Below are 23109 nucleotides of genomic sequence, written 5' to 3'. Positions count from 1 at the left end.
TCAAGGGGGAATCCATGCGCATCTCGGAACTGTCCGCTCGCAGCGGCGTCTCCGTGGCGACGATCAAGTACTACCTCCGCGAGCGCGTCCTCCCCGAGGGGGAGCGGACGTCGCCGACCCAGGCGACCTACGGCGAACCGCATCTGCGCCGGCTCGGCGTCATCCGGGCCCTCGTGGATGCCGGTGTCGGCATCGCCGGGGTGCGCAACGTCATCTCCGTGCTGGAGAACCCACCCGAGAGCCCCGGTGCCCTCCTCGGCGCCGCGAGCACCGCCGTGAACCCCGACACGGACGACGCACACCTCGACCTGGAGCCGGCGTGCGCGCTCGTCGCCCGCTTCGGGGGCGCGGCGGACGACTGCGCGCCCGGGCAGGTCGCCGCCGTCGCGCGGGCCCTCGCCTCGCTCGACCGTGCGGGGTTCGCTGTCCCCGAGCCGGTGCTCGCCGCCTACGTCGAGCATCTCGCCGCCATCGGGGAGGCGGAGCTCCAGGCCACGCCCGCGGACTCCGCCGAGGAAGCCGTCCGCTATGTCGTCCTCGGCACCGTGCTGGTCGAACCGCTCATCCTCGCCCTCCGGCGCATCGCGGAGCAGACGGCCGCTTCGCGCCGGTTCGGGAGCGGCTGAGCCGTCCGGTCAGCCGTGGGGATTCGTGGCGGCGCCGTCGAGCCAGAGCGTGTCCGTCGGGTCGCTGTGCGTTCCGCCGGAACCGACGTGGGCGGCGCTGATCCGCGGCCCCTTCGTGATGACGTGCACGAGGGCCATCCCGTGCCCGCGTCCGAGGTCGTAGTCCGTCTTCAGCCACTCCAGGATCGGAGTGGCCTTCGTGTCGGGGCCGAACCCCCGTTCCGCCGCGAGGTCGACGAGCTGGCGCGGAGTCAGTCCGGTCTTCTTCTCGACCGCGTCGAGGTAGGCCTGGAAGGACATCGGGTCTCCTTTCTCGGGGGCGGGCGTCGGGGCCGGCGGGCGACCGGCGCTCGGGCTCAGGCTAGCGACACGGCGCGATAGCGTCGAGGGATGGCCGTCACGTTCCATCGCGCGCCCGTCGCCGAGATCGCCCCGCTCACCCTCTACCGCCTGCTCTGGCTGCGCGTGTCGGTGTTCGTGGTCGAACAGGAGGCTGCGTACCCCGAGATCGACGGCCGCGACATCGAGCCCGGCGCCGAACTCCTGTGGGCGCAGGACGAGGCCGGAGCCGTGCTCGCGACCCTGCGCCTGCTGCGCGAGGAGCGCAACACCCGCATCGGGCGGGTCGCGACGGCCGCTTCCGCGCGCGGGCGGGGACTCGCCGCAGACCTCATGCGCGCGGCCGTCGCGATCCTGGACGCCGAGGCTCCCGGCATCCCGATCCTCCTCGACGCGCAGGCGCAGCTCGCCGACTGGTACGGCCGATTCGGGTTCGCCGTGTCCGGAGAACCCTTCTCCGAGGACGGCATTCCGCACCTGCCGATGCGGCGGACGCACCTGACCACGGCGCGGCTGGTCCTGCGGGAGTGGACCCGCGCCGATGACGACCGGGCGTTCCTGTTCGACATGTATCGCCGACCCGAGGTCCGTCGATACATCGGCGACGGTCGGACGATGACGGATGCCACCGAGGTCGACGCCCTGCTCGATCGGTGGAGCAGTCGCGGCGACGGGGTCCTCGGCGTCCGGGCCGTGACCCGCGCCGACGGGGAGCGCCTGGGCGCGATCCTGCTGAAGCCGATCCCGTGGTCGGCGGGGGTCGGCGGCGACCGGGCCGACGACATCGAGATCGGCTGGCACTTCCACCCCGACGCCCACGGGGAGGGATACGCGACCGAGGCGGCCGCCGCGATGCTCGCCCTCGCGCACGCGGCGGGGATCTCGCGCGTGGTCGCGGTGACCCACCCCGACAACCGCGCCTCGCAGGCCGTCGCCGAGCGCATCGGCATGCGTGCTGCGGGAGAGACCGACGCCTACTACGACACGACCTGTGCGCTGTTCGTCTCGGATCGGTCCTCGTGAGACGTATCGCCGCGGCGGCCGCCGCGCTCGTCCCGCTCCTCGTCCTCTCGGGGTGCGGGCTCCAGTTCTCGCTCGGCTTCGGCATCGGGTCGGACGGCCGGTTCGAGGGCAGCGAGATCACCGTGCCCGTGCTGTACGCGAGCGGGAAGAAGGGCGTGCTCGCCAGCCAGCGCATCACCGCGGCCTCGGCCGACGGCGGCGGCCTCAGCGTCGACATCACCGAGAACGACGTCAGCGGTGTCGATCCGGTCACGCAGTCCGCGACCTGGACGGCGGTCACCGCCGCGACCCTGCTCACCGGGGCGCGGCCGGACACCGCGTACACCTTCGGGTTCGACACCCGCCTGGCGACCCCGGCAGCGGGCGCCGTCACCGCGGTCGGCGTGCTCGCGCTCTACTACGGCACCGAGGTCCAGTCGGGAGTCGCCCTGTCCGGCGCCGTCACCCCGTTCGGTGCGATCCGGCCCGTGTCCGGGCTCGCCGAGCAGGTCGCGGCCGCCGTCGACGCCGGGGGGATCGACACGATCCTCGTTCCCGCCGGGCAGCGGACGGTGCGCAACGCCCAGGGCGAGACGGTCGACCTCGACCAGCTCGCCGCGACCGGCGGCATGACCGTGACCGAGGTCGCGGACGTCGCCGGAGCGTACGCGGTGATGACGGGGGAGGAACTGCCCGAGGCCGCATTCCCCACCCCTCCGCCCTCGCCGTCGCCCCTCGCGACGGTGGACGGCGACCCCGCACCCGACGACCCGCTCGGCGTCGCCGCGGGCGACGTCATCGAGACCGCATCCTCCGCCCTGGACGCGGCCGCCGACCCGGCGGTCGCCGACGCGGCCCGGGACGCGCTCGAGCGCGCTTCCGCCCTCCGCTCGGACGGAGTCGCCGGTGCGGCGTTCGCCGCCGCGACGACCGCCGCCGATCGGGTGGCCCTCGCGGTGGCCCCGCAGATCTCCCCCGACGAGGCCGGCGCGGATCCCGCGCGGGTGCGCGATGCCGCCGCGGCGCTGCTCGACGACCTCGACCGCCGTTCGCCCGAGACCCTCGACGACCTCGACGCGGTCCTCCGCGCCGCGACCGCCGCGACCGAGGCCTTCGCCCTCGCCCGCTACGCGGAGGACATGTCCGCCGACCCCGCGGACGACGACTCCGACTCCGTGGCGACGACCGCGGTCGCGCTCGCACGGTCCGCGCTCCGAACGGCCGAGGCCCTCGGCGACCTGCCCGCGGGCGGCGGGGGGCGGCTCGACGGCGAGGCGGACCTCGCCGGGGTGGCCTCGCTGCTCCGACGGGCCGGCATCGCCGCGAGCGACGCCTACCGGTCGCGGGTGATCGCCGCCCGGGCCGACGCCGACGACATCTCCGCCGACGCCGCCGAGGCGCGGGTCGCGGCAGCCGACCCGGCGGCACTCCGCGCGCTCGCCCTCGACCACGCGCGCGACGAGCTCGCCGAACGAGCGCCCGACGACCGCGGATGGGCCGCACTCGGTCTGGCTCTCTCCGGCTACACCCACGTGTCGCCCGTGCTCGCGGCGACGCAGGCCGTGCGCCCGCCCTCGGACGCGGATGCCGCGGACGCGGCGACGCGACGGATCGCCGTGGCCGACGAGTACACGGTGTCCGCCGTCGACGCGCTCCTGGCCACGGGGGCGGCGGTCCCGATCGTCCGCGGCGCACTCGCGGAGGCGGCGACGGATGCGGAGGCCGCGCCCGCCGCGGGGGCGGCCGGCTACGTCACGCCTTTCGTGACCGCCCGCGTCCTGGCCTTCGCCGCCGGGGTCGAGCGTTCCTGAGCCGGAACGCGCGTCAGAGCTCGATGCCGTTGTCCGGGTCGTCGACGCCCACGTTGCGACCGCGGTTCGACTCGAACGCGATGAGCCACCCGAGCGAGATCACCGCGGCCAGCAGCAGACCCAGCCACACGTTCTGCCAGACCAGCCCGAACAGGATGCCGGCGCCCAGCAGCACCGCGCTCCCGAGGAGCCAGTACGTGCGTCCGCGGGGCCAGCCCGTGCCGGGGTTCGTCATCCGGCCAGCCTAGGCGGTCCGCGATCCGCGGTCGGCGACGGTGCTCGACCGCATCCGGGTCGCGATGGCGCAGGGCTGCACCTCACGCCGCGCTGACACCCCGCACGAGCACAGGAGATCGTTCGGAGACAGGATGCCACTGCCGCGGCGGCTCCTGTCCGCGAACGATCTCCTGTGCTCGAACGGCGCGTGGACTCAGCCGAACAGCGCGAGCGGTACAGGGGCACGCTGTTCAGCTCGGCGAGGGCGTCGGCGAACGGCGCACGGGTGATGTCGGTGCCGCGCATCGCGACCATCTGGCCCCCCGCGCCGTCGGCGAGGGCGTCGGCGGCGTGCAGCCTAGGCGGTCGGCGGTCCGCGATCGGGGCCCGGGATCAGCGGTCGCGATGGTCTTCGGGCGCGAGCCGCGGGCCGCGCCGCGGTTCGAGTCCGGCCCCGGCGTAGATGAGACGGATGACGCGCTGGCGGTGCCCGGCGAAGGGCTCGAGCAGCTCGAGCATGCCGTCGTCGTCGGTGCGGTGCCCGGTCAGGGCGTAGCCGACCTGGTGGGCCAGGTGGTAGTCGCCGATGCTCACGGCGTCCGGATCGCCGAACGCGCGGATGCGCGTCTCGGCGCTCGTCCAGACGCCGACTCCGCGGAGGCTGATGAAGACCCGATCGCGGGACTCGCCGTCGGCGGCGTCGGCCGCGGCCCGTGCGATCGACACGCCTCGGCGAGCGGCCTCGACGATCGTGCGGGACTGCGGCGGCTCGAGGCCCGCGCGGTGCCAGGCCCACGACGGGACGTGCCGCCAGCCTTCGATGTCGGGTGGGGCGAACATCGGGCGCGGTGTCGGACCGGGGGCGCGTTCGCCGTACCAGGTGACGATGCTGCGCCAGGCCGAGAACGCCTGGAGGCTCGTGACCTTCTGCTCCATGATCGCGCTCACGAGCGCGTCGAACACCAGGTCGGTGCGCCCGATGCGGAGGTCGGGGAACCGTCGATGCCACTCCGCGACCGAGGGGTGCCGCGTCGCGTCGAAACCGTCCGGCTCGTCACGCGCGCCGCAGAGGGAGGGCAGCTGATCCAGCGCCCACCCGGCGCCCGTCCCCCACGCCGCGGCGTGGACCGCGCCGTCGGCGGTGCGGCGGAGCGCGAGCGTCGCGACGCCCGAGGGGGTGCGACTCGCCCGCCAGATCACGCCCCCCGAGCGGAGCGGGCCGGTAGCCGTGAAGGTCGGGTCGTGGCGTCCGTGGCGTTGCGCACCGACGGCGCGATCGACGTCGACGGGGGACGGCGGGCGGTACTCCGTGCGGAGGGGCTCGACGTCCGGCGGGCGCGGGTCGCGCGACGACGGACGCGCGGGCACCCGGGTCGACCTCATGCCGACACCCTACGTCGCCCCGCCGACATGACGCTCAGCGGGGCCGTCCGCTCAGAAGCGGTCGGGCGAGGGGGTGCCGTGGCCGTAGCGGATGGACACGTCGGCGTGCCGATCGAACCGGTAGCCGACGCCGCGCACGGTGCGGACGATGTCCTCGTAGACCCCGAGCTTCGCGCGCAGGCGACGAACGTGCACGTCGATCGTGCGCTCTCCGGGCGCCTCGTCGTCGGTCGCCCCCTCCCACAGCGACGAGACGAGCTCGGTGCGCTCGATCGTGCGACCCTCGCGGAGCACGAGGTACTGCAGCAGCTCGAACTCCTTGAAGGTGAAGGCGGCGGACTCGCCGTCGATGAGGACGCGCTTGCGCGAGATGTCGACCACGACGCCGCGGGGGGCGCGGTCCTCCTCGGCCGGCTCCTCCTTCGTCCGTGCGACGGCCGAGGGTTCGTGCAGCGCGAGCCGCACCACGTCGACGTCGCGGCCGCCGGCACCGGCCGGAGCGAGCGCGACCGTCGCGTAGGTCTCGGCGGCGGGGGCCAGTTCCCCGAGGGTGCGGCGCAGCGCCTCGACGAGCGTGCCGAGGCTGACACCGGCTTCGGCGGCCTTGGCCTCGTCGATGCCGACGTAGAGGGCGAAGCCGCGGGGAGCGGTTCCGGCGGGCAGCGCCGGACGCGCGGCGGGGGCGGCGGGTGTCGCGGGGGCGGAAGCCGGGGCGGCCGGCCGCACGGCGGCGGCGCGGTGCGCGGGCCGGGGGCCGGCGGCGGTGGTCGAGGCGGCGGTGGCGGGGCGGTCGAGAACGGCGGAGATCGACATGAGGGAGGTGTCCTTCAGTGGTGAACCCGGGCGTCCGAGAGAGCGGGGTTCAGCGGGAGGTGTGTGGCCGAGGGGCCGGAGCACGGTGTCCGGGTGCGCGTGATCGACGCGGAAGGCGGACGACCGGGCGACGATGCCGGCGTTCAGAAGCGCGGGATCGTCGGAGCGAGGGTCGCTGTTAGCGGCACATTCGACAACACAGGACAACGCGGCCGGGCATCATGATGCCGGCAGTTCCGTTCGCCTCCCGGGCGGACAGAGCAAGCGCGTTGACAGTCATGGGGCCGATTATGACCCACTGTGGCGGATCGCGTCAAATCATGACCGCCCGGGATGTGGCATCCTGCTCTGTTTTCGAGAGATCACCGCCCTTCGACCGAGCACTTTGCGTCCTCGGAGCCCGATCCCGGGAAGCGGCGTACCGTGAATGGCATGACCGACCTGCGTTTCGCCGACGATCGCGCCGCCTCGCGGTACACCCTGCACGACGGCGATGATCTGGTGTCCGTGCTCGACTATCGCGACGACGGGAAGACGATCGCGCTCACGCGCGCGTTCACCATCCCCACGTTCCGCGGGCGAGGTTACGCCGCCGTGGTCGTGGAGCGGGCGGTCGATGCCATCGCGCAGGCGGGCGATCGCGAGATCCTTCCGGTCTGCTGGTACGTCGGGGAGTGGTTCGAAGCCCATCCCGAGCGTGCGGACCTCCTGCGCGCCCGCCGCTGAGCGTCCGATAACGACGCCCCCCGCGCCCGTCAACCCCCGGAGGCCGAGGGGGATCGGCGACGAAGCTGGGTGCGTCGAAAGGGGATGCCATGACCGACGACCGCGACCTTCCCGAGGGCGTCATCGATGCCAACCCTCCCGGTGGCTGGGTGAGCGGCGATGTCGCCGACGGCGAGACCGCCGAACAGAACGACCGGGCGAAGGGCTCACCGCGTCTGAACGACGCCAAGCCGTCGGACCCGATCGAGGGCGACGCGGCCGGACAGGGCATCGATCCCGACCTGAGCACGGAGGACTGACATGACCGACCACTCCCACAGCCCGGAGCCCGCGGACGCCCCGCAGGGCGGTGCGGACCCCGCCGATTCCGTCGGCGGTTCGCTGCACGCCGAGGGCAGAGTCCCGCGTCCGGACGAGCAGTCCACCCCCGCGATGGACACGCACCCCACCGACGACGCGGCGCGGATCGCGGGTGTCGTGGCGCAGACCCGCGCCGACGTGGGGGATGCCTCGTCGGAGCGCATCGCCGACGTGCTGCGCCAGCGCTTCGCCGACGTCGGCCTCGACCTCGGCGACGACCGCATCCGTGCCCTCGCCGCGGAGGTGGCCGCCGGCTGACCCGCCGGGATGTGCCGGCGCGGGCGACCCGCGCGCGGGCTGAACGCCGATGTCGGAGGCCCGACGTACCGTGTGAACATGCGGATCCTGCACACCTCCGACTGGCACATCGGGCGCTCGTTCCACGGTCACTCGACGCTCGGCGCCCTGGCCGATGTGCTCGCCGCGCTCGTCGATCAGGTGCGCACGCACGAGGTCGATGTCGTCGTCGTCGCGGGTGACGTGTTCGACTCGGCGGCTCCCGCCGCAGCCTGCTATCCGATCCTGAGCGACACGTTGGCCGCGCTCGCCGACACGGGGGCACGGGTGATCGTGACCTCCGGCAATCACGACTCCGCGGCGCGCCTGGGCTTCCAGTCGGCGCTCCTCCGCGAAGACATCGCCGTCGTCACCGACCCGCTGACCGTCGGTACGCCCGTGACCGTCACGGACGCGCACGGACCCGTCCACTTCTACGGCATCCCATACCTCGAGCCCGCGATCGTGCGTCACCTGTGGGAGGGGGTCGAACTGCGCAGCCAGGCGCAGACCATCGGCCACGCAATGAACCTGGTGCGTCGCGATCTCTCGGCGCGGGGCGGTCGCTCGGTCGCGATCGCGCATTGCTTCGCCGCCGGCGTCGAGGCCACGCCCGGTGTGGAGCGCGAGATCCGGCAGGGCGGCCTCGACAACGTGCCCCTCCCGGTCTTCGACGGTCCCGACTACGTCGCGCTCGGGCACATCCACGGGCGCCAGCAGCTGTCCGACCGCGTGCGCTATGCGGGGGCGCCGCTGCACTACAGCTTCGGCGAGGCCGGCAAGCCGCGCGGGTCCTGGCTCGTCGAGCTGGATGCCACGGGCCTGGCCTCCGTCGAGTGGCTCGCGCTGCCGGTTCCGCGCCCGCTGGTCACGCTCCGGGCCCCCTTCGACGACCTGCTCGGCGATCCCGTGTACGACGCCCACGTCGACCAGTGGGTGCGGGCCGAGTACACCGACGCCACGCCCCAGATCGACCCGATGCGCCGTTTGCAGGCCCGGTTCCCGTGGTGCGCGACGGTCGCGCACACGCCTGCCGAGTCGCGCATCGACGACGGTCTCGGCTACGCCCGACGCGTGCGCGCCGCGCGTGACGAGACCGAGATCATCGACGCGTTCCTCACGCACGTCCGCGAGGGCGAAGGCGCCTCCGACGCCGAGCGCGCCCTGATCCGCGAGGTGCTCGACGCCCGCGCGGTGGCGGAGGCGCACTCGTGAAGCTCCATCGCCTGGAACTGGAGGGCTTCGGGCCCTTCCTCGAGCGGCAGGTCGTCGATTTCGACGCCTTCGCCGACGACGGCATCTTCCTCATCACGGGCCGCACGGGCGCGGGGAAGTCGAGCGTGCTCGACGGAGTCTGCTACGCGCTCTACGGCGGAGTCCCCCGGTACGACGGGGCCGAGCGGCGTCTGCGCAGCGATCACTGCGGACTCGACGACCCCACGACCGTGACGGTCGAGTTCAGCGCCGAGGGGCGTCGGTGGCGGGTCACCCGATCGCCCGAGTACGAGCGCCCCAAGCGCTCCGGCACGGGGACGACGAAAGAGCCCCACCGCGCCGCTCTCGAGGTGCTCGAAGCCGAAGGCTGGACGGGGGTCGCGGCACGACCGGTCGACGTGGCCGCCCACCTGGACGAGATCCTCGGACTCACCCAGCAGCAGTTCCTCCAGGTGATCCTGCTGGCCCAGAATCGGTTCGCGCGGTTCCTCCTCGCCAAGAACGACGAGCGACAGGCGCTCCTGCGCACGCTCTTCGGCACCCGCTCGTTCGAGCAGTACGCGGCGGCGCTCGACGAACGCCGCAAGCGCGCGGCCGAACGTCTCGCGGCCGAGGGCACCGAGGTGTCGACGCTGGTGGACGAGGCCGAGCGCATGGTCGCGGCGTTCGACGCGGCGCGGGCGGGCGACGCCGACGACGACACGGCACCGCCCGCCGTCGCCGCCGGCGCGCCCTCCGACGGCCCCGCCCCGACGATCCACGAGCGACTCGCGCACGTCGTGCGCGGCGTCGAGCGCATGGAGTACCGGGTCGAGGCAGCCGCCCACGAACGCGAGACGGCGAAGCGCGGACTGGATGCCGCACTCGCGGCCGAACGTGAGGCGACGGCGCTCCACGGCCGCCAGGTCGAGCGCCGCGCCACCCGCGAGCGACTCGCGGTCCTCGAGTCCGACACCGAACGGATCGACGCCGCGCGTGCCGAGCTCGGGACGGCGACCGCGGCGGAGGCGCTGCGCGCGCCGCTCGAGGCGGTCGCGCGGGCGGAGCGGTCGCTCGCTCCCGCGGAGGCGGCGCGCGACGACGCGGTGGCCGCGGCCGAGCGACTCGGCGAGACGGGTCTCGACTCGACGCTCACTCTCACCGCACGCGATGACGATCTCACGACCCTGCTCGCCCACGTCGACGAAGCGTTCGCGCTCGAGGACGACCTCGCGGCGATCGACGCGGACATCCGCGCGCGCCAGGTGCAGCTCGACGAGGCGGTCCGTCGGGCGGACGACGTCGCCGCCCGGCTCGCCGACGTTCCCGCGGCGCGCGTCGCCCTCGAGGAACGACTCGCCGAGCTGGCCGACGCGACGGCGCGGCGCGACCTCGCCACCGCCGAACGGGCGGAGGTCGACCGACGCCTCGAAGCGGCGCTCGAGGCGGAGCGTCTTGCCGAGGAGCGCGACACGGCGGATCTCGCGGCCGTCGTCCGGGCCGATGAGCTGCAGCGTGCGGTCGAGGCGTGGAGCGGACTGCTCCGACGCCGGTTGGCCGGAGCCGCGGGCGAACTCGCGCACGCGCTCGTCGAGGGCGAACCGTGCGCGGTGTGCGGATCGACGGAACACCCCGCCCCGGCCGTCGGCGCGGACGACCCCGTCACCGACGCCGAGATCGCGGCGGCGGAGGACCGCAAGAACGCCGCGACCGAGCAGGACCGCCTCGCGTCCGATGCCGCGCGCATCACGCGGGACGCGCACGCGCTGGCTGCCGCGCGCGCCGGCGGCGAGACCGTCGTCGAGCTGCGCCGGCGCCGCGATCGGATCGACGCCGATCTCGCCCGAGCGCAGGCCGATGCGGCCGAACGCGACCGCCGCGCCGCAGAACGGGTGGCCCTCCTCGAGCGAGAGGCGACGGACGCCGCGGAGAGCGAGCGTCTCGGCCGCGAACTCGCCGATGCCCGCCAAGAACTCGCCCTGCGTCGGCAGAGCGCCGAGGCAGCGCGCGCCGCGTTGGTCGAGGCCCGCGCGGAGTTCCCGACGGTCCGCGACCGTCGCCGCGACCTGCGCGCGCGGCGCGACGGCGTGCGGGCGGTCATCGCCGCGCGCGCCGAGCACGAGACGCGCGTGCGTGCCGTCGTCGAGGCGCGCGTCGCGCTCGACGAGGTGCTGGCCGACAGCACCTTCGCGGACGCATCCGAGGTCCGCGCGGCCCTGCGCGAACCCGATGTACGGCGACGGCTGGAAGCCGCGGTCGCCGATCACGACGCCACCCTGGCCGCCACCCGCCGTCGTCTGCTGGAGCTCGAACTCCACCTCGTCGACGCCCCCGACGCGCCGATCGACCTCGCCCCGGTGGCCGCCGCGGTCCTCGAAGCGCGGGGCGCCGTCGAGTCCGCGGCTGCCACGCACGCTGCGGCCGCCGCGGCCGCCACACACGTGCGCGCCCTCGCCGAGCGCGCCGACGCCGGCAGCGCGGCGGTCGCGGAGCTGGCCGACGCGCATGCCGTCGTCGCGCGTCTGGCCGACACGATGGCCGGGCGCGCCCCGAACACGCGTCGCATGACGCTCGAGACCTTCGTCCTCGCGGCCGAGCTGGAGGAGATCGTGGATGCCGCGAACCTCCGTCTCGACCACATGTCCGCCGGGCGCTACCGCTTGCAGCACACCGACGCCCTGGCAGCCCGCGGCGCGGCCAGCGGACTCGGTCTCGAGATCATGGACGCCTTCACCGGCCAGTGCCGGCCGCCGCAGTCGCTGTCGGGCGGCGAGACGTTCCTCGCCTCGCTGGCCCTGGCGCTCGGGCTCGCCGAAGTCGTGACGGCGCGGGCAGGTGGCATCCGTCTCGACACCCTGTTCATCGACGAGGGGTTCGGTTCCCTCGACGACGAGACCCTCGACCTGGCGATGCGCACCCTCGACGAGCTGCGTCAGGGCGGCCGCACTGTCGGCGTCATCAGTCACGTCGCATCGATGAAGGATCAGCTGCCGGCCCAGGTGCGGGTGACGGCGACCCCGCGCGGACCGAGTGTGATCCGTCAGGACTCCGCGGCCGTGGGCGCCCTCGCCTAGGCTGGAGCCATGCGTACGAGCACCCTGTGGACCGTTCTCGGCGTGATCGCGGCCGTGATCATCGCCTGGCTGCTGGTCAACGTGCTCCTGTGGTTCATCGGGTTCGTCTTCCGGCTGCTGCTCATCGCCGTGGTGGCGGTCGTCGTGTTCTTCGTGCTCCGTGCGGTGTTCGCCCGGCGCGACGCGGACTGAGCGGCAGACGCCGCGACGCGGATCGGTCCGCGGGCGCAAGCCCGCCCGCGGTGTCCGCGTCCGCGAGTAGCGTGAGCCGCGATGCCTGAAGAACGCACGTCCCCCCACCCGCCCACGCGCGACATCCAGCTGTCCCCGCGCCATCGCTGGCGCGCCTACTGGATCGCCGTCTCGGTCGCAGCCCTCACCATCCTCGACCTCACCAAGGTCAATGTCGCGCTGCCCTCCATCGAGGCCGCGCTGAATGCCGGACCCACCGAGCTGCAGCTGGTGGTGTCGGGGTACATCCTGACGTTCGGTCTGGTTCTGGTCCCGGCGGGCCGTCTGGGCGATCTGCGGTCGCGGCGGGTGCTCTTCCTCGTCGGGCTCTCGCTGTTCCTCGTCACCAGTCTGGCGTGTGCGCTCGCGCCCAACACCGCCGTGCTCCTGACCGCCCGCCTCCTGCAGGGCGTGGCAGCCGGCATCCAGATGCCCCAGGTCCTCGGACTCGTGCAGCAGTTGTTCCAGGGCAAGGAGCGCGGCCGCGCGTTCGGTCTGTTCGGTGCGACGATCGGCATCGCGACGGCGTTCGGCCCGACGCTCGGCGGACTGCTCATCGCGCTCGGCGGTCAGACCGACGGGTGGCGGCTCATCTTCTGGATCAACATCCCGCTGGTCGCGATCGTGATCGTGCTGGCCGCGTGGCTCCTCCCGAGCACGCGGACGAAGTCGCATCGTGCCCTCGACCTCGATCCGATCGGCGTGCTGCTCTTCGGACTCACGATCGTCGCGCTGATGTGGCCGTTCCTCTTCACGACCGGTTCCCCCGACGACGACCCGCGGCGCTGGTGGCTCCTCGTGGCATCGGTGGTCTTCGCCGCCGCCTTCGTCTTCTGGGAACGTCGCTACGCCGACCGCGGGCGGATGCCGCTCATGCCGTTCGCGATCTTCGCCCTCGGTTCCTACCGCAACGGTGTGCTGATCTCGACCGCCTACTTCGCGGCCGTTCCGGCCATGTTCCTCCTTGGAACGCTCTACCTGCAGGGCGGCCTCGGCCTTCCGCCGGTGTTCGCGGGCATGGTGACGATCGGCTTCGCGGTGGCCTCGGCCTGCAGCGCATGGATCGGCGGCAACCTGGTGACCCGGCTCGGACGCCCGCTCGTCGTGGGCGGGATCCTCGGAATGGTCGCCGCTGCGGGGGCCCTGGCGCTGGTCGCCGTCGTGACGCCGCCCGAATGGACGCCGTGGGCGATGGCCGCGGTCATGGCCGTGGGAGGGTTCGCGGGGGGACTCGTCGTCTCTCCGAACCAGACGCTCACCCTCGCCGACATCCCCGTCTCGCGTGGCGGCGTCGCGGGATCGATCGGTCAGTTGGGGCAGCGCATCGGAACGGCGGTGGGGACCGCGATCGCGCTCGCGCTCTTCTATGCCACCGTCTACCGCGAGCAGGGCGATCGCGAGCAACTCGCGGTGTTCCACGACGCCTACGCCAGCGGGATGATCGCCGTGGGCGTCTTCCTCGGGCTCGCCCTCATCGTGGGCGTCGCCGATCTCGCCGGACGCGCACGTCACGGGTCGCAGACCCCCTGACGCCCGCGGCCGGGCGAGCCGAGGGGGCGGTGGTCAGACGCCGTAGAGTTCGCGGATCTTCGCGCGCAGTTCGTGGCTGCAGCGCTCGACGACGTCGTCCCACAGTTCGGTCGCACCGTCCTGGGCGCGGTCGGACACGGCCCGCAGGATGCGGATCGGCACGTCGAACTGCTGCGCGACCCACGCCAGCGCATACGACTCCATGTCGACCATGCGCGCGTCGAGACCACGGATGAGGGCGACCGCGTCGGCGTCGTCCACGAAGTGGTCGCCGGTGGCGATGACCACACCCTCGGTGGCGATGTCGACCCGCGCGGGCAGCCACACGTGCTGGCCGAACGCGCCGTCCAGGCCCTTCACATCGTGCTGGATCGTCGCGGAGATGTCGTAGATGCCGCCCTCGAGGTCGGGATCGATGGCGCCGGCGGTCCCCACGACGACGATCTCGTCGTAGGTGCTCTCGCAGAGGGCGCGCGTCAGCGCGTAGGCGGCGGGGATCTTGCCGACGCCCGTCAGCAGCCGGTCGAAACCGGGGATGTCGGGCTCGAAGGCGACGAATTCGGACGCGTGGGCGGCGACGAGGAGCTTCACCTCCCCATTCTGACCGACCGCGGGGCCGCGCGACGATGCGCGACCCCGGGTCGGGTGGAGCGATCAGTCCTGCGCGGCCGCGGAGACCTCGTCGAGTCGTGCACGCTCCTCGGCCGACAGCTCCAACGACATGCCGGCGATCAGGTCGGGGACCTGCTCCAGGCGCGACGCGCTCGCCAACGGAGCGACCACGGTCGGCTGCGTGCGCAGCCACGCGAGGGCGGTGCTGGCGATCGACGCGTCGTGGGCGCGGCCGATGTCCTCCAGCGCGTCGATGACCGCGAGACCCGCGGGGGTCGCGAGCTTCGCGGCGCCGCCCGCGCGGGGGGAGTCGCCCGCGGCATCCGTCGTCCGGTACTTGCCGGTGAGGAAGCCGCTCGCGAGGGCGTAGTACGGCACGAGCGACAGGCCGTACTGCTCGGCGACGGGCACGATCTCGCTCTCGACGGCGGTGCGGTGGACGAGGTTGTAGTGCGGCTGAACGGCGACCGGGAGGTCGGCTCCGGCGGCCTCGGCGAGGGAGATCCACTCGCGGATGCGGTCCGCGCTGTAGTTCGAGACGCCGACGTAGCGCACGAGACCGTCCGAGACGAGGTCGGCGAAGGCGCCGACGGTCTCTTCGAGCGGAGTCTCGGGGTCGTCGAAGTGGGCGTAGTACAGGTCGATCGCGTCCACGCCCAGCCGGGTCAGCGACGCTTCGGCCGCGGCACGCACGTTGGCGGCGGCGAGGCCGCGGAACTGGGGGTGGGTGCTGACCTTCGTGGCGACCACCACGTTCTCCGGCTTGCGGCTCGCGAGCCACTCGCCGATGATCGTCTCGCTCTCGCCGCCGGAGTTGCCCGGCGCCCACGCGCTGTACCCGTCGGCGGTGTCGATGAAGTCGCCGCCGCCGGCGTGGAAGGCATCCAGCACGGCGAACGAGGTGTCCCGGTCGGCGGTCCAGCCGAAGACGTTGCCGCCCAGGGAGAGGGGACGGATGTAGAGGTCGCTGCGTCCGATGCGCGCCATGATGCCCTTTCGTTCGGTGATCGATGCCCTCAGGACAACGGCACGGACCGTGGGGAATTCCCGGCGGGCGTCAGTTTCCGGAGCCCCCGGTGAGGATGCCGATGAGGCCGCTGCCGAGCAGCCAGAGTCCCACCGCCGACACGGCGATCCAGATGACGACCTGACCGCGCGGATACTTGCGGGGCTTCTCGCCCTGACCGCCCTCGTCGGGGGCGGTCATGAGCGCACCATCATCACGATCGACACGATGATCACGGACAGGCCTCCGATTCCGGCGATGGCGGCGATCACGGGGCCGCCGCCCGCGAGGAGCGCGGCGATGCCGAGCCCGAGGAACAGCACGCCGAGGACGATCCCGCCCACCTGGTAGACGCGGAACCGTCGACCGGTACCGGTGCCGTGTTCGCCGCTCACTCGTGCCCCTCCTCCGCCCAGGCTATCGAACCGTCGCGCACCCCCGTGCCACGCTTCGATCACGGCCGACCCTCGCGGTGCCGGCGCGGCGTACCGTTGATCCATGGCGCGCCCCGTACCCGACCCCGTCCGTCCCGGCCAGGAATCCGTGTGGGACTACCCCCGGCCGCCGCGCGTGGAGCGCGTTCCGAAGCGCGTGCAGATCGACTTCGGCGGCGTCCGGATCGTCGACACCGACGACGTCGTGCGCGTGCTCGAGACGAGCCACCCGCCGGTGTACTACCTGCCGATCGCCGCGTTCGGCGACGCGCTGACCCCGGGGCAGGGCGCCTCGTTCTGCGAGTTCAAGGGCGGAGCGCGGTACTTCGACGTGCACGGTGGTGACGGTGTCGTCGCCGAACGTGCGGCGTGGAACTACCCGAACCCGATGCCCGGCTACGAGGTGCTCGCCGATCGGGTCGCCGTGTACGCGGCGCCCATGGACCGGTGCGTCGTCGCCGGCGAGACCGTCGAGCCGCAGCCGGGCGGCTTCTACGGCGGCTGGGTGACACGCGATCTCGCGGGGCCGTTCAAGGGCGTCCCCGGCTCGATGGGGTGGTGACGGCGCCGCACCGCGCCTGCGCGCGCCTCAGTCCCCGACGAACGCCTCCGGGAGGGCGGCGTGCAGCTCGGCCAGCCAGGCGCGGGCGTTGCCGTCCGACGGTGCGCGCCAGTCTCCGCGCGGTGACAGCGACCCGGCGGGCGACACCTTCGGTCCGTTCGGGATGGCGGTGCGCTTGAACTGCGCGAAGCCGAAGAAGCGCTGGAGGAAGACCTCCATCCACCGGGCGACGGTGATGAGGTCGTACGACGGCCGCGCGCCCTCGGGGTAGCCCGCGGGCCAGGATCCGGCATCCGGGTCTCCCCACGCGTTCACGGCGAGGAACGCGATCTTCGACGGCCGGAAGCCGAAGCGCAGGACGTGGTACAGCGTGAAGTCGTGCAGGTTGTACGGGCCGATGCGGTCCTCGGTGGACTGCATCCTGCCGTCTTGCCCTGCCGGCACCAGCTCGGGGCTGATCTCGGTGTCGAGGACGGCCTGCAGCACCTCGATCGTGGCCGCGCTGAGCTCGCCCGACGAGATCACCCACCGGATGACGTGCTGGATCAGGGTCTTCGGCACCCCCGGGTTCACCGAGTAGTGGCTCATCTGATCGCCCACACCGTACGTCGACCAGCCCAGCGCGATCTCGGACAGATCGCCCGTGCCGATCACGATCCCGTTGTTCTGGTTCGCCAGACGGAACAGGTAATCGGTGCGGAGTCCCGCCTGGACGTTCTCGAACGTGACGTCGTGCACGGGCTCGCCCGAGGCGAACGGGTGGTCCATCCGGGAGAGCATCTCGGATGCCGCGGGGCGGATGTCGATCTCCTGGATCGTCGCACCGACCGCTTCGGCCAGGGCGATCGCGTTGCGCTTGGTCTTCTCGCTCGTCGCGAACCCCGGCAGCGTGTACGCCAGGATGTCGCTGCGCGGGCGTCCCATCCGGTCCATCGCGCGGGCGATCACGAGGAGGGCGTGCGTCGAGTCGAGCCCGCCGCTCACACCGAGGACCGGTCGCGGTCCGCCGATCGCCTCGAGCCGCTGCACGAGCCCCGACACCTGGATGTTGAACGCCTCGTAGCAGTCCTGCGCCAGACGCGCCGGGTCGTCGGGGACGAAGGGGAACCGGTCGAGCGCGCGCCGGAGGCCCAGGTCTACGGCCGGGGGCGCGAGTTCGAACGGCACCGTGCGGAACGGCGTCCCGGCCGTGCGGCGGTTGTCCTCGAACGTGCCCTGGCGCAGGCGGTCCTGGCGCAGGCGGTCGAGGTCGACGTCGGCGACGCTGCGGCGCGGACCGTCGGGGAACCGTTCGGTCGTGGCGAGGAGCTGACCGCCCTCGTAGATCATCGTCTGGCCGTCCCACGACACGTCGTTGGTCGACTCGCCCTGTCCCGCGGCGGCGTAGACGTAGGCCGCGAGACAGCGGAGCGACTGCGACTGGCACAGCAGGCTGCGGTCGTCGGCGCGTCCGATGGTGATGGGGCTGCCCGAGAGGTTGGCGAGCACCGTGGCCCCGGCCAGGGCCGCGGGGGAGGAGGGCGGGATCGGCACCCACACGTCCTCGCAGACCTCGGCGTGCAGCGTCAGCCCGGGCACGTCGACGGCGTCGAACAGCAGGTCGGTGCCGAACGGCACGGTCTCGCCGGCCACGGCGATGTGCTGGCCGGCCGTGTCGTCGCCGCGCGCGTACCAGCGGTGCTCGTAGAACTCGCGGTACGTCGGCAGGTACGACTTCGGCGCGACGCCCAGGATGCGCCCCCGGTGCACGACGACGGCGCAGTTGTAAAGGCGGTTCCCGTGGCGCAGCGGCGCCCCGACGAGCAGCACGGGCAGGAGATCGACGGATGCCGCGACCACGCGCGCGACGGCGGCCTCCACCGCATCCAGCAGGGGGTCCTGCATCACGAGATCGTCGATCGCGTATCCCGACAGGCACAGCTCGGGGAAGACGGCGATCGCGACCCCCTCGGCGTCGCACTCGCGCGCCGAGACCAGCACCGCTTCGGCGTTGGTCGCGGGGTCGGCGACGGCGACGGGGATCGTGCACGCCGCCACGCGCGCGAAGCCGTGCCGGTAGACGTTCTCGAACGGCAGCTCGGTGATCACCGCTCCAGTCTGTCAGGTGGCGTCGACACTGCGGGGGACGGCTGTGGGACGCGGAGTCCTGTGGACGGGCGACCGGCGATGTCGGCGGCCCCGGTTAGCGTTGACCATCATGCGGTACATCGAGCAAGAGGCCCGGATCGTCTGGAGCGCCAGCGACCTCAAAGCGGCAGCCGAGTGCGAGTTCGCGTGGCTCCGGGCAATCGATGCGAAGATCGGCCGCATCGAGGCCGTGCCCGATCCCGAGGATGCCACGCTCGAACGCGCCGCAGCCCTCGGCACCGCGCATGAGCTGCGCGTGCTCGACGACTACCGCCGCGATTTCGGTGCGGCCGTCCGCGAGATCCCCGCCGCCCGATCCTCGGACGCCGAGGCGCTCGCCGAGGCCGTCCGCCTCACCGACGAGGCGCTGGCCGACCCGACCGCCGAGGTCGTCTACCAGGCGGCCTTCGCGACCGATGAGTTCGTCGGTTTCGCCGACTTCCTCGTGCGCGAGCCCGACAGGGGCGACGGCGGCCCGCGGCCGTGGATCGTGCAGGACACCAAGCTCGCACGCCGTGCCCGCGTCACGGCCCTCATGCAGCTCGCGGCCTACGTCGACCAGCTCGACCGCCTCGGCGTCGCGCGTTCCGACGAGGTCCAGCTGCTGCTCGGCGACGGCGGCACCAGCACTCATCGCGTCGACGATCTGCTGCCGGTGTTCGCCCTGCGGCGTGCGCGCCTGCGCGCCCTCATCGCCGATCGCCGGGTCGGGCTCGGCGTCGCCGGACCCGTGATCCCGTGGGGCGACCCGCGCGGCGAGCTCGCCGTCCTCGCGTGCGGTCGCTGCCCGACCTGCGAGATCGAGGTCGTCGCCCACCGCGACCTGCTCCTGGTGGCCGGCATGCGCCCCGTCCAGCGCGACCGTCTGCGGGCCGGAGGGATCGACACGATCGACGCGCTGGCATCCTCGCCCGTCGCCCCCGCGGGCATGAGCGCCGACACCTTCGCGTCGCTCCGGACGCAGGCCCGCCTGCAGCTCGAGAGCCCGGCCGGAGACGGGGCGGCGGGCGATCACGTCGTGCCGACGTTCGAAGTCGTCGAACCCCGCGCCCTGGGTGTGCTCCCGCGCCCCGACCACGGCGACCTGTTCTTCGACTTCGAGGGCGACCCGCTGTACACCGAGGGCGACCGGGAGCAGTGGGGCATCGACTACCTGTTCGGCTGGGTCGACACGCGCGAACGGTACGGAGCCCTCTGGGCGCACTCGTTCGATGACGAGAGGGCGGCCCTGGAGCGGTTCCTCGACATGGTGGCCGTGCGGCGCGAGCAGTTCCCCGGCATGCACATCTACCACTACGCACCCTACGAACCGACGCACCTGCTGACGATGGCGGCGCGGTACGGGGTGCGCGAGGCCGACGTCGACCGGCTGCTGCGCGACGGCGTCTTCGTCGACCTGTACCCGGTGGTGCGCCGCGCTCTGCGCGTGGGATCCCGGTCCTACTCGATCAAGAAGCTAGAGCCGTTGTACATGGGCGACGAGGTGCGCACCAGTGACGTCCAGCGCGGAGACGACTCGATCGTGAAGTACGTCGAGGCCCGTGCGCTCGCCGCCGACGGCGAGGTCGAGGCCGCTCAGCGGGTGCTCGACGACCTGGCCGATTACAACCGCTACGACTGCGTCTCCACCCGGCGCCTGCGCGACTGGCTCGTCGACCGGGCGCGCGAGGGCGGGGCGATGCCCGCCCGCGGTGCCGAGCCCGACGAGCAGGCCTACGAGCCGTCCCCCCGCGCGACCGCGCTGCAGCGCTGGGCGGTCGACGCCGACGAGCCCGACGCGACGGCCCTGCGTCTCGCGGCGGCCGCGATCGACTACTACCCGCGCGAAGAGAAGACGTACTGGGCGACGCACTTCCTGCGTCTGCGCGAGCCGGTCTCGATCTGGGAGGACACGCGCGACGTCATCGTCGTCGACGCGGCGCGCTCGCGGGTGGTCGCCGACTGGCACATCGCGGAGTCGGGCCGCGGCGCCGAGCGGCGGCTCGTCGAGGTGCGCGGCGAGGTCGCCCCCGGCAGCCGGTTGTCGGTGGATGCCGAGCCCTTCGCCGTCTACGACCTGCCGGCGCCGTTCCCCCTCGATGTCCGTCCCCGCTGGATCCACGGTGCGCGTCGCGTGACGGTGCGCGACGTGCTCGATGACGGCGCCGTGATCGAGGAGATCGCGGTCGACGGGGTCACGTGGGACACGCTCCCGCTCGCCTTGACGCCGTCGGCGCCACCGCGCGCCGGCAACCAGCAGAAGGCGATCGACGCGTGGGCCGACGCGTTGCTGGCCGCGGCTCCCGCGCTTCCCGACGGCCCGGCGGCCGACATCCTCCGGCGGCGCCCCCCGCGCACCCGCTCCGGTGCGCTGGTTCCGGTGACCTCGATCGACGGGGGCGCCGGAGACGACGAGGTGGCCGCGATCGCCCGCAGCGTCGCCGACCTCGACCGCAGCTATCTCGCGGTGCAGGGCCCCCCGGGCACGGGCAAGACCTACGTCGGATCGCACGTCATCGCCCGATTGGTGGCGGAGCGCGGCTACCGCGTCGGAGTCGTGGCGCAGTCGCACGCGACGGTCGAGCACATGCTCGACCGCGTCATCGCCGCCGGCGTCCCCGCGGGGCGGGTCGGCAAGGCTCCGAAAGACCCGGGTGCCGACCATTCGTTCACCGTCCTGCCGAAGAACGGCGTCCCGGCCTTCGCGGCCGAGAACGCCGCTCACGGCTACGTGGTCGGCGGGACGGCGTGGGACTTCAGCCACGAGGGGCGGATTCCGCGCGGGAGCCTCGACCTCCTCGTGATCGACGAGGCCGGGCAGTTCTCGCTGGCATCCACGATCGCGGTGTCCCTCTCCTCCCCGCGCCTGCTCCTGCTCGGCGATCCGCAGCAGTTGCCGCAGGTCAGTCAGGGAACCCACCCCGAGCCGGTCGACACGTCGGCACTGGGGTGGGTGATCGACGGCGCCGAGGTGGTGCCGCCCGAGTTCGGTTACTTCCTCGCCCGAACGCGCCGCATGCACCCGGCGGTCGCGGGCCCGGTGTCGCGGCTCTCGTACGAGGGGCGCCTCGCCGCCCACCCGTCGACGGCGCTGCGATCGCTGGCCGGAGTCGAGCCCGGGCTCCGTGCTGTTCCGGTCCGGCACCACGGCAACACGACGTCCTCGCCCGAGGAGGCTGCGGCCGTGGTCGCGCTGGTCGCCGACCTCGTCGGTCGCGAGTGGACGGGTGCCGAGGGCGGCGTCGGCGACGCCGCCGTGATCCACCCACCGCGTCCGCTCCGCGCCGACGACATCATCGTGATCACGCCGTACAACGCGCAGCAGGTCGAGGTGGAGGAAGCCCTCGCCGCGGCGGGGTTCGCCGATGTCCCGGTCGGGACGGTCGACCGTTTCCAGGGCAAGGAGGCGGTGGTCGCGATCCTCACGCTCGCGGCCTCATCCGGGCGCGAGGCCCCGCGAGGCCTGGAGTTCCTGCTCCTGCGCAACCGCATCAACGTCGCGATCTCGCGGGCCATGCAGGCCGCGTTCGTCCTGTTCTCTCCCGCGCTGTTCGACGACCTGCCCCGCACTCCCGAAGGCGTCGCACGTCTCAGCGCTTTCGCGCGACTGGTCGGTGCCGACGCCTGAGAGTCCGGCGAAGACTCGGCGTCAGGCCGTGCCGTAGAGGCGGTCGCCCGCGTCGCCGAGCCCGGGCACGATGTAGCCCTTCTCGTTCAGACGCTCGTCGAGGGCGCCGAGCACGAGGGTGACGTCGTGTCCCTCGACCTGCTTCTCGATCGCGGCGACGCCCTCCGGCGCGCCGAGCAGGCAGATCGCGGTCACATCCTGCGCGCCGCGGTTGAAGAGGAAGGTGATCGCCGCGCCGAGCGAGCCGCCGGTCGCGAGCATCGGGTCGAGCACGAAGCACTGGCGGTCGCTGAGGTCGTCGGGCAGCCGCTCGGCGTACGTGGTCGGCTGGAAGGTCTCCTCGTCGCGGACCATGCCGAGGAATCCGACCTCGGCGGTGGGCAGGAGCTTCACCATCCCCTCCAGCATCCCGAGACCCGCGCGCAGGATCGGCACGACGATCGGTCGCGGCTCGCTGATCTTCACGCCCTGGGTGGTCGTCACCGGGGTCTGGATATCGATGGGGTCCACCCGCACGTTGCGGGTGGCCTCGTACGCGAGCAGCGTCACCAGTTCCTCGGTGAGCTGACGGAAGACCGGCGACGACGTCTGCCGGTCGCGCAGCACCGTGAGCTTGTGGGTGATGAGGGGGTGGTCGGCGACGTGGACACGCATAGGCTCAAGGCTAGCCGCTCGACCCCGAGACTCCGCCCTCGTCTTTTCGGAGCACCGTGACCCCCACCGCCGCCGACCTCGCCGCGATGCGCCGCGCGCTCGCGCTCGCCGGCGACGCCTCCGCGCACGAGGACGTGCCCGTCGGGGCGGTCGTGCTCGGGCCGACCGGCGAGGTCATCGGCGAGGGCCGCAACCTCCGCGAGATCACGAACGACCCGACGGCGCACGCCGAGGTCGTCGCCCTGCGCGAAGCCGCCGCGCACCTCGGCACGTGGCACCTCGCCGGGTGCACGCTCGTGGTCACCCTCGAACCGTGCGTCATGTGCGCGGGGGCGATCCTGCAGGCGCGTGTGCCGCGCGTGGTGTTCGGATCATGGGATGCCAAGGCGGGTGCCGCGGGCTCCCTCTACGACGTTCTGCGCGATCGGCGTCTGCCGCACCGCGTCGAGGTGGTCGGCGGGGTCGCCGAGGCGGAGGCATCCGCTCTGCTGCGGGACTTCTTCGAGAGCCGTCGCGACTGACCCGG

General features: G+C 72.9%; 23 protein-coding genes. 13 read left to right on the top strand and 10 right to left on the bottom strand.

The window, feature by feature from the left end:
• The first annotated feature begins 14 nt into the window (after window positions 1–14).
• Window positions 15–626, top strand: coding sequence for a MerR family transcriptional regulator (locus tag BGO45_RS06885; protein ID WP_292692072.1), 612 nt, complete (start codon window positions 15–17; stop codon window positions 624–626).
• A 9-nt stretch (window positions 627–635) separates the two neighbouring features.
• On the opposite strand, the gene BGO45_RS06880 is transcribed toward BGO45_RS06885, so the two are convergent.
• On the bottom strand, window positions 636–926 hold the full coding sequence (locus BGO45_RS06880) for a DUF4287 domain-containing protein (protein WP_292692070.1): 291 nt from the start codon (window positions 924–926) through the stop codon (window positions 636–638).
• Between the two features lie 90 nt (window positions 927–1016).
• Between BGO45_RS06880 and BGO45_RS16860 the strand changes: the two genes are divergently transcribed.
• Window positions 1017–1988, top strand: a complete 972-nt coding sequence (locus BGO45_RS16860) for a GNAT family N-acetyltransferase (RefSeq protein WP_366515024.1) — start codon at window positions 1017–1019, stop codon at window positions 1986–1988.
• Window positions 1985–3778 (top strand): S16 family serine protease, encoded by a 1794-nt coding sequence (locus BGO45_RS06865; RefSeq protein WP_292692068.1) that lies wholly within the window; start codon window positions 1985–1987, stop codon window positions 3776–3778. The genes BGO45_RS16860 and BGO45_RS06865 overlap by 4 nt, the downstream gene beginning before the upstream one ends.
• A gap of 13 nt (window positions 3779–3791) precedes the next feature.
• On the opposite strand, the gene BGO45_RS06860 is transcribed toward BGO45_RS06865, so the two are convergent.
• The 3 genes from BGO45_RS06860 to BGO45_RS06850 form a co-directional block, all read right to left on the bottom strand.
• Entirely contained in the window at window positions 3792–4013 is a 222-nt protein-coding gene (locus BGO45_RS06860; protein ID WP_292692066.1) for a hypothetical protein, read from the bottom strand.
• Window positions 4014–4387: 374 nt separating this feature from the next.
• Complete coding sequence (locus BGO45_RS06855) at window positions 4388–5377, bottom strand: DNA-3-methyladenine glycosylase 2 family protein (protein WP_292692064.1); 990 nt, start codon at window positions 5375–5377, stop codon at window positions 4388–4390.
• Window positions 5378–5428: 51 nt separating this feature from the next.
• Window positions 5429–6190: a winged helix-turn-helix domain-containing protein gene (locus BGO45_RS06850; protein ID WP_292692062.1), complete on the bottom strand. Its 762-nt coding sequence runs from the start codon at window positions 6188–6190 to the stop codon at window positions 5429–5431.
• Between the two features lie 432 nt (window positions 6191–6622).
• Here BGO45_RS06850 and BGO45_RS06845 point away from each other — a divergent pair, with 432 nt between their 5' ends.
• The 7 genes from BGO45_RS06845 (at window position 6623) to BGO45_RS06815 (ending at window position 13581) form a co-directional block, all read left to right on the top strand.
• On the top strand, window positions 6623–6916 hold the full coding sequence (locus BGO45_RS06845) for a GNAT family N-acetyltransferase (RefSeq protein ID WP_292692060.1): 294 nt from the start codon (window positions 6623–6625) through the stop codon (window positions 6914–6916).
• A gap of 89 nt (window positions 6917–7005) precedes the next feature.
• The gene (locus tag BGO45_RS06840; RefSeq protein ID WP_292692059.1) at window positions 7006–7215 is read left to right on the top strand and encodes a hypothetical protein; all 210 of its coding nucleotides are present in this window, start codon (window positions 7006–7008) and stop codon (window positions 7213–7215) included.
• 1 nt (window position 7216) lies between these two features.
• A complete protein-coding gene (locus tag BGO45_RS06835) occupies window positions 7217–7534 on the top strand; it encodes a hypothetical protein (RefSeq protein ID WP_292692058.1) in 318 nt (105 codons plus the stop codon).
• 78 nt (window positions 7535–7612) lie between these two features.
• Window positions 7613–8767, top strand: coding sequence for an exonuclease SbcCD subunit D (locus BGO45_RS06830; RefSeq protein WP_292692056.1), 1155 nt, complete (start codon window positions 7613–7615; stop codon window positions 8765–8767).
• Window positions 8764–11820 carry an SMC family ATPase gene (locus BGO45_RS06825; RefSeq protein WP_292692054.1) on the top strand — a complete coding sequence of 1019 codons (3057 nt, stop codon included), beginning with the start codon at window positions 8764–8766 and terminating at the stop codon, window positions 11818–11820. The genes BGO45_RS06830 and BGO45_RS06825 overlap by 4 nt, the downstream gene beginning before the upstream one ends.
• Window positions 11821–11829: 9 nt before the next feature.
• Complete coding sequence (locus BGO45_RS06820) at window positions 11830–12012, top strand: hypothetical protein (RefSeq protein WP_076495216.1); 183 nt, start codon at window positions 11830–11832, stop codon at window positions 12010–12012.
• A gap of 81 nt (window positions 12013–12093) precedes the next feature.
• Window positions 12094–13581 (top strand): MFS transporter, encoded by a 1488-nt coding sequence (locus BGO45_RS06815; protein ID WP_292692053.1) that lies wholly within the window; start codon window positions 12094–12096, stop codon window positions 13579–13581.
• Window positions 13582–13614: 33 nt separating this feature from the next.
• Here BGO45_RS06815 and BGO45_RS06810 read toward each other — a convergent pair whose 3' ends face one another.
• From BGO45_RS06810 to BGO45_RS06795, 4 genes are all read right to left on the bottom strand, one after another.
• Window positions 13615–14172, bottom strand: a complete 558-nt coding sequence (locus BGO45_RS06810; protein WP_292692051.1) for a nucleoside phosphorylase — start codon at window positions 14170–14172, stop codon at window positions 13615–13617.
• Between the two features lie 63 nt (window positions 14173–14235).
• The gene (locus BGO45_RS06805; RefSeq protein WP_292692049.1) at window positions 14236–15180 is read right to left on the bottom strand and encodes an aldo/keto reductase; all 945 of its coding nucleotides are present in this window, start codon (window positions 15178–15180) and stop codon (window positions 14236–14238) included.
• A 70-nt stretch (window positions 15181–15250) separates the two neighbouring features.
• A complete protein-coding gene (locus BGO45_RS06800) occupies window positions 15251–15400 on the bottom strand; it encodes a hypothetical protein (protein ID WP_175611137.1) in 150 nt (49 codons plus the stop codon).
• Window positions 15397–15594 (bottom strand): hypothetical protein, encoded by a 198-nt coding sequence (locus tag BGO45_RS06795; protein WP_292692046.1) that lies wholly within the window; start codon window positions 15592–15594, stop codon window positions 15397–15399. Before BGO45_RS06795 ends, BGO45_RS06800 begins: the two co-directional genes overlap by 4 nt.
• Window positions 15595–15697: 103 nt before the next feature.
• Between BGO45_RS06795 and BGO45_RS06790 the strand changes: the two genes are divergently transcribed.
• Window positions 15698–16195 (top strand): DUF427 domain-containing protein, encoded by a 498-nt coding sequence (locus BGO45_RS06790; protein WP_292692044.1) that lies wholly within the window; start codon window positions 15698–15700, stop codon window positions 16193–16195.
• 27 nt (window positions 16196–16222) lie between these two features.
• On the opposite strand, the gene BGO45_RS06785 is transcribed toward BGO45_RS06790, so the two are convergent.
• Window positions 16223–18283 carry an NAD(+) synthase gene (locus BGO45_RS06785; protein ID WP_292692042.1) on the bottom strand — a complete coding sequence of 687 codons (2061 nt, stop codon included), beginning with the start codon at window positions 18281–18283 and terminating at the stop codon, window positions 16223–16225.
• A 109-nt stretch (window positions 18284–18392) separates the two neighbouring features.
• Here BGO45_RS06785 and BGO45_RS06780 point away from each other — a divergent pair, with 109 nt between their 5' ends.
• A complete protein-coding gene (locus BGO45_RS06780) occupies window positions 18393–21929 on the top strand; it encodes a bifunctional RecB family nuclease/DEAD/DEAH box helicase (RefSeq protein ID WP_292692040.1) in 3537 nt (1178 codons plus the stop codon).
• Between the two features lie 21 nt (window positions 21930–21950).
• Here the strand turns inward: BGO45_RS06780 and upp are convergent, their stop codons facing one another.
• Window positions 21951–22583: a uracil phosphoribosyltransferase gene (gene upp, locus BGO45_RS06775; RefSeq protein WP_292692038.1), complete on the bottom strand. Its 633-nt coding sequence runs from the start codon at window positions 22581–22583 to the stop codon at window positions 21951–21953.
• An 86-nt stretch (window positions 22584–22669) separates the two neighbouring features.
• Between upp and tadA the strand changes: the two genes are divergently transcribed.
• Window positions 22670–23104: a tRNA adenosine(34) deaminase TadA gene (gene tadA / locus BGO45_RS06770; RefSeq protein WP_292692914.1), complete on the top strand. Its 435-nt coding sequence runs from the start codon at window positions 22670–22672 to the stop codon at window positions 23102–23104.
• The last annotated feature ends 5 nt before the right edge of the window (window positions 23105–23109 follow it).

This window comes from Microbacterium sp. 71-36, assembly GCF_001898305.1.
GTDB lineage: Bacteria > Actinomycetota > Actinomycetes > Actinomycetales > Microbacteriaceae > Microbacterium.
This window is presented reverse-complemented; position numbering and strand designations above follow the sequence as displayed.